We start from the raw sequence: 6,622 nt of genomic DNA, 5'->3' as shown, positions 1-6,622 counted from the left end.
TCACGTAGCAGTCGCATGGATGCAGACGAATTCGTCCCGACTCAGGGCCAGCAAGTGAATGAAGCCATATTTACTATGAATACTATTAATTAAGGGAATGATTGTACTATTCCATCGCGGAGCCAATTCAGAAAATAAGACCGCAAACAACTACTGAAGGACCCATCCCATGAAAACGTCATTCCTACTTTCCTGTTTGTTGGCTGCGGCACTGGCAAGTTCAGGTGCCAAGGCAGACATCCTGCTCGGCGCACCCGGGGTGCCTGCGGGCACACGCATTGCGACCAAGGTGCCGTTCAAAATCACTTACACTCTGCCGAACTCCTTCAAATTCATCTTTTCCGGCATTCAGGCCAAGGGCGACACCCTGGGGGCTCCTGGTGCCTCGTGCACCAATGGCAATGGCGGACAGTTTCATCTCAAGGCCTCCGTCTCGGGAAACGGTGGTGCTACGGAGCGTGCAGGACAGCTCGAGTTCCGTAACATTCAGGACTACAATCTCTCGCCGCTCCAGACGCTCCTTGTTTCTCCCGTCGCCGTGTTCCAGGCGACCACCACCCCCATCACCATCAGTCTGAAATGGGCGGGCGAAGGGAATGCCCACAAGCCCAACGGGATCTTCAACATTTTGGGTGAGTATCAAAAAGACCCACCGGTCCCAACGGGATCGCTCAGCTTTTCCTCGGGTGCCTGGATTCTTGCTGAGAGTCCCAATCCCGAGGGGACAGTGACCATTGTTCGTCAATGACCCCGGAATCTTCCATGAAGTCCGCCCGTCCATTCCGACCTGCAACACGCTTCGGCGTCGAATGGGTCCTCGGCATCATCGCGATCACGGGCTGCCTGTCGGCCCAGCAGGCGCGGGATGTGGTGAGTGAGGAAGCTCTGCGTAAGCAGGTGGCCGAGGCACCCAGCCTGAAATCTCAACTCACCGCGAAAGCCAGGCCGCTCACCAAGGCAGCTCCGGCCATTCAAAGTTCGCTCTGGACGAATTCGATCATTCTTGCGGACGGTGAAAAGTTCACTCTCGTTCCCGTGGGCTCCATTCTGCATCTTCCTGCGGAACTGCGGGTCCATGTCGCGGCCTCACCCCAGGGTGACTTCACCTTCTGGCCAAGCTTTCTGAAACGCAACACCACTTGGCTGGTTGCCAAGGAGGTGCCCCTGTCACTTTCACGCGGCAATGCCCAGGAGGCGAAAGCTCTGCTCAAAAACCTGTCCTATGACAAGCGCCTCATTGTCGCCACCTACAAGGGAGGGCCGATCACGATCCTTGAACCAGCGCCCGCACATTCGGATTCCAATCGCGCCTCACCGTGAAATTGAAAACACTATTCTGCCTCTGCTGCTTCAGCACCGCCCTGTTCGGACAGACTCCCGAAGCCTGGGTGCGACAGACCGACCTGACCACCGGTCAGATCTACGACACCCCCATCACGGGAAGCGGCGGGACCTACACGGCCCCCCTGAAGGTCGGCACAAGCGGTTCGCTCTTTGAGCTCTTTGCGCGCGGCACGGCCTGGGACAGCAACATCTACCTGCTCGACACCAAGATCATCGGAACCTACAATCCCCAGGTGTCCGTCAGCATCACCTCGGAAGACGACTACGTGCGTGGAGATCCGGCGGGATCGCGCTTTGTGAAACGCACCCGTGCCGACCGGCCCTTCTCCGTGAACATCCAGGTGCAGGGTCTCGTGGCGGACAGCATCGACCCCTCCGAGCACGACGTCTATCTGGGCGTTCAGGGCAAGAATTATGACCCTGAAAACTACTCGTCCTTGAACCAGGCTCAGTATTTGATCGAGGAATCCAATCTGGAAAACGGCAGTTACACCTTCGGCCCCATCTATCATCAGCTCACATCGCCCACGCTGAGTTCAGGCAACGGCGAGCAGACTTTCACCATCGTTCGTTATGCCTCCTACCAGGTGCCAGACACGATCATCGCCCAGCCGAAAATCGAGATCTGGCCCGTGGCCTCGGCGAGCGTCAGCAACATCACTCCTGGGCAGGTCTTCATCGACCGCATTCCGTCTCTTGTGGTAACGCTCAGTCATCTGTACCCGGACTCCCGCACCTACGTGCAGGTTTACAAGGGCAACCAGGCGCTGGGAACCGTCGGCAAGATGGTGAATGGGACCGAACTGCGGTTCGGCGGATACTACAATCCAGACCAGGCGGAGAGCTCCACCAATGTACCTCAGAGCCTGACGGTGTCTGTCGATGACCTTTCCAACTATGCCTCAGAGGATGGCACTTACACGCTGGAGGTCGTCACCTACACGCCGTTCTTTGGGCGCACGGCCGAGCGTTTGTTCCACGTCACCTTTGAAGTGGACCGCGTCATCACTTCGCGCGGCCAGATCAGCACCATGGAGCTCTCCAGCCCTGGTACGCCATGAAACCGCCACGTCGCCAGCGCCTCCGTCCACACGGAAGTTTGCTGATCGAGGTGTCAGCCGCTCTCGCGCTGACCTCCGCGCTGGCGCTGATCATTATGCGCGCCTCCTTGCTCGCGATTTCGGGCAATCAATGGACCATCATGCAGACGCTGACCGACGCCTGTCTCTCACGTGAAAGCGCCCTGGCCAACCGCCTGCCTTTTGCTGATCTCACTGCCTCCCAGTCTGCCTGGCCGGATGTCGCGGTTGATCCGGTGCCGGAACTGACCGTCACCTTGGGCCGCGTCGCCGGCGGTCAGGCGATGCAGGGCACCTTGCGGCGCTTTCGCACAGCCGAGGTCGCCTCCAATGCGGAGACTCCGCTCACGGTATGGCGGCTGCATTCCGTACTGAGCTATCGCATCGGCAGCCAGGAATACCTCAAGAGCCGCTCCACCCTGCGTCTCCAATGAAATGGCCGCCCCATCACTCCCGTCTGAATCCCAGGGGGTTCACTCTGATGGAGATTTCCACCGCCATGGGCCTCATGGTCATGCTCAGTGCTGCCTTGGTGGTCATGCTCCAGCAGCATCTGAGCTTCATGGGAATGACCCGGCGGCAGAACTTCCTTGCTCAAGAGGCTCCGCAGATCGGCAACATCCTGGGCCGGATCTTTCAACAGGCAGATCACTTCTTCATCTACCCCAGCCGTGAAAGCGCGCTCGGCGGTGGCACGCCGGTGATTCAAAATGGCACTGCGGTGCGGCTGTTTTTCAAAACCGCCGTACAGACCACCCAGGAGCGCCTGATCGCAGCGGAGACCAGCAGCAGCGGCACGGCGTTGCGGTTCTACACTCCCCAGCCTGACGGCTCCGAAACTTCCTGGCTGATCTGCAAGGGACTCCAGAGCGCTGCCTTCAATGCCAGCGAAGGAATTCTTACGGTAACGCTCACCGGACCGAATGGCGAAGAAATCACCTACAGCGGAGGCAGCCGATGAACCAACACACGATCAAACGTAACTCAGGTTATATCTCGCTGCCGATCGTTACCGGACTGGCCATCATGTTCACTCTCAGCCTGACGATGCTCTTCAAGACCACGCTGATGAATCGTGACCAGGCCTCGAAGTCACAACTGCGCGTGGACTACCGTCAGCGCGAGGAAGCACTCCTGCATGCGCTAGTCGCCTCCTTTCCAGGCAGGGCCATGGATTGCATGAAAGCCGGTTATGCCGAGGGAGCCAACTATGCATGGAGCAACATCTTTGCCGAAGCCGTGGCACTTTCAGCTTCCTCACAACGCCTGTCCCCTGAAATCCTGCAAAGCCTCAGTTTGGGCGGCAAACTCAGTGGCGATGTCGGCGACAATAACAGCAGCGCGGTGCAGAGCTGGATCACTTCGCTGACAGGCGAACCCGGACGCGTGACGCCCGGCACCACCAATTATTCCGACGTGTTTGCGCTGCCCGCTTTTGCTGGAAAAGTGCCGCCGCTGCTGGAGCTGAGCGCCGAGTTGCAAACCACAGACGCCCTGCGCCCGGTCGTCACACCGCTGAAGCGTTACCCGACGCAAGTTCCTGGTCTGCTGGCGGATGTGACCGCGTATCCGGTTTACAACTTGATCGCCTACCCCAACATCCGTTTTGGATATGCCGCACCCGGGGAGCCGTTCGTGGCGAAGCGCAACTGGTGGGCCTTCACCGTGAACTACGGCAGCAGCACCAGCACCGTGGCACGGCATTACGTGCTGTCACTGTATGAAATTCCATCCCAAATGCCGATTGAGGCCGCCACCTTTGCCGCCATTGGCACGCATCAGGACGGCACGGCGTGGAATGTGGATACGGTCAGCATTCAAGGTTCCGTCTATGCTGCGCGCATGAGTGTTACCGGGGCTTACGGTGCTGCACGGCTTGCCGGTCGGAGCGGCATCGAGATGACCGCCGATCTCGATCTCGGGGGAGTCGCCGTGGGCTCTGATTTTGATGCGATGGGTGAACGTGAACGTCTCCAGGCCGAACAAGGCACGGATGTGCTGCCCATCGCTCTGTCGGCCAACTCCGGACGCCTTGCTTTCCTGCCGCTGCCCACGGGTTCCCGCTACCTGCGTCGCAGCCCGCCGGACACCACGCTGAACGCGTTTGAAGATTACACTGCGGGGGGGCAGCGTTGTCGCATCACCGTCGAGGCCACGGCCATGGTCAGCTATGAAGATCAAACACCGACCAGCATTCGCGTGAGTTTCCCCACTTCCGCCGGCGGCACTGGCACGGTTGTGCTCGAGCGCGGCAACAACTGGCCAACCATCTTTGAACCTGGTGGTGCCGACATTCCATTCCAGACCGAGCTGACCAACAGCAATCGCTCCTGCCTTACTTTTTATCCGTCATTGCTGGATGCATGGTTGCAGGCACGGAGCGCGGGCGGCGTGGCGACGAACAACAGCCTCTACTTCGGCGTGGACTCGTCGCTGGACCCGATCAACGTCCGTGTCGTCAGCGATCCGCCCGCCTTGGAAGACATGTGTGTCATCATCCGTCAGGGCAAAAATCTCACCAACTACACCGCCGGGCTCAGCATCGTCGCCCCGTTGCGGGTCTATGTGGGGGACGACCTGAACGCGATCCCTGCTGCTGCCCCTCCCGTCGGCTCGGGCTTGGCGGCTGGCGCAGAATTTTATCCGCCGCTCTCCATCTACGCCGCTGAACTGCGAGTGGGTACCACCGGATTCAACCGGCCCATCGAACACCACGGGCAGCTCGGCAGCCTCGCCGCTGGCGGTGCCACTGTCTGGCAGCCGCTGGACATGAGGTCAGGCAGTGACGACGCGGTGCATTCCGACAGCATCACCGCCGAGCTCAAGCCTTTACGCAGTCCTGCCGAACTCCCGCCTGTCCATCCCATGAACTGGCTGGTCGTCATCGAAGAGATTCCTCAAGACTGAAACTTTTCATGTGTTCCACGCCCTCCACCAACAATATCCTCGGTGATCTCGCCACCGCCTACGCCGGACGTGAAATCTCCGATGTGCAAGTGCGTACCGGTGGGCTGATCTACCTTCATACGAATCGGGGACTGGAGGTCGCCGAGGACTTCGGCATCCAGGATTCAGAAGCCGTGGGCCGGCTGGCGGAGGCGCTCTTCATGCGCCAGTCCGTCGAGATCTGGACAGAGGCAGATGCCATCGGCGGCGCAGCGCGAATGTGGGAGATGGTGCGCAGCCGTCGGGTCATCGACTTTAGCTGTGAAGAAGGCGCGCTTGGATCTCCGGTGCGCATGCGCGTACAGGTGCATCTCAGCGAGCAAGGCCTGGGTGTCACATGCCGCTGGCTGCGTGCGAAAATCAATCAACTCGAAACGCTCGGCATCGACCCGCTCATCTCCGACAGCCTGCGCGAGCTGATGCAACGTCGCTTTGGCCTCGGGCTCATCACGGGCCCCACCGGCTCGGGTAAATCCACCACCCTCGCCGCAGTCCTCGACTGGGTGCGGCGCCATTTCCCCAAGCACATCGTCACCATCGAAGACCCTATCGAGTATCGCTACGACGCCATGATGGACGATCCCAACCAGCCTGGTGTGCGGCTTCCGGCCCCTTCGCTCGTCACCCAGCAGGAAGTCGGCAGGCACACGCTGTCCTATCAGAGCGGCCTGAAGGAGGTGCTGCGCAAAACGCCCAACATCATCCTCATCGGTGAAATTCGTGATCGTGAAACCATGGAGACCTGTATCGAGGCCGCGCAGACGGGCCACTTCGTGCTCTCCACCCTGCACACCCGGGGTGCGGTGAAGACGATCGACCGTATCCTCGAGTTCTTTCCCAAAGATCAGCAGTCCGGCATCCTGCATCGGCTCAGCGAGACACTGACCTTTGTGCTCTCCCAGGGACTGCTCACCGGGTTCAATGGACGGGTGCTCGTGACCGAATACCTGCAAAACACCAGCGAAGCCGTGGCGGCAGGCATGCGCGCCTATGACGGCAGCGCCACCTCGCTGGCGGATGCCCTCCGCTATAAAGGCAACCTGCGCTGGGACCAAAGCCTCATCAATCTCTACCGCGCCGGCCACATCTCCGAAGACATATTCAACGCGAACTTGATGGGTTAGACCAGTTCTCGAAAAGATTGTCCTATTGATCCGGCGAGCGCAGCGGCCCCAGTGGCAAGGAGAGTGCGCCGCCTGCTATTTGGAAATAACAGGCAAGCACACGACGCAGCCAATGGGGCCGCTCCGCCG

At 59.7% G+C, this 6,622-nt stretch carries 7 protein-coding genes; all 7 read left to right on the top strand.

Features of this window, described 5'->3' with window-relative positions; translation table 11 throughout:
* Positions 1 to 169 precede the first annotated feature (169 nt).
* Genes AC24GY_RS29245 through AC24GY_RS29215 form a run of 7 tightly spaced genes read left to right on the top strand, consistent with a single transcriptional unit; the run spans position 170 to position 6,493 of the window.
* Complete coding sequence (locus AC24GY_RS29245; RefSeq protein ID WP_487690361.1) at positions 170 to 748, top strand: hypothetical protein; 579 nt, start codon at positions 170 to 172, stop codon at positions 746 to 748.
* A 14-nt stretch (positions 749 to 762) separates the two neighbouring features.
* A complete protein-coding gene (locus AC24GY_RS29240; RefSeq protein WP_422321426.1) occupies positions 763 to 1,320 on the top strand; it encodes a hypothetical protein in 558 nt (185 codons plus the stop codon).
* A gap of 2 nt (positions 1,321 to 1,322) precedes the next feature.
* Positions 1,323 to 2,405: a hypothetical protein gene (locus AC24GY_RS29235; RefSeq protein WP_487690359.1), complete on the top strand. Its 1,083-nt coding sequence runs from the start codon at positions 1,323 to 1,325 to the stop codon at positions 2,403 to 2,405.
* Complete coding sequence (locus AC24GY_RS29230) at positions 2,402 to 2,857, top strand: hypothetical protein (RefSeq protein WP_422321424.1); 456 nt, start codon at positions 2,402 to 2,404, stop codon at positions 2,855 to 2,857. The genes AC24GY_RS29235 and AC24GY_RS29230 overlap by 4 nt, the downstream gene beginning before the upstream one ends.
* On the top strand, positions 2,854 to 3,384 hold the full coding sequence (locus AC24GY_RS29225) for a type II secretion system protein (RefSeq protein ID WP_487690357.1): 531 nt from the start codon (positions 2,854 to 2,856) through the stop codon (positions 3,382 to 3,384). Before AC24GY_RS29230 ends, AC24GY_RS29225 begins: the two co-directional genes overlap by 4 nt.
* Complete coding sequence (locus AC24GY_RS29220) at positions 3,381 to 5,330, top strand: hypothetical protein (protein ID WP_487690354.1); 1,950 nt, start codon at positions 3,381 to 3,383, stop codon at positions 5,328 to 5,330. Before AC24GY_RS29225 ends, AC24GY_RS29220 begins: the two co-directional genes overlap by 4 nt.
* A gap of 8 nt (positions 5,331 to 5,338) precedes the next feature.
* Positions 5,339 to 6,493 carry a type IV pilus twitching motility protein PilT gene (locus AC24GY_RS29215; protein ID WP_422321421.1) on the top strand — a complete coding sequence of 385 codons (1,155 nt, stop codon included), beginning with the start codon at positions 5,339 to 5,341 and terminating at the stop codon, positions 6,491 to 6,493.
* Positions 6,494 to 6,622: the final 129 nt, after the last annotated feature.

The organism is Prosthecobacter sp. Pr1 (assembly GCF_057652315.1).
This window is presented reverse-complemented; position numbering and strand designations above follow the sequence as displayed.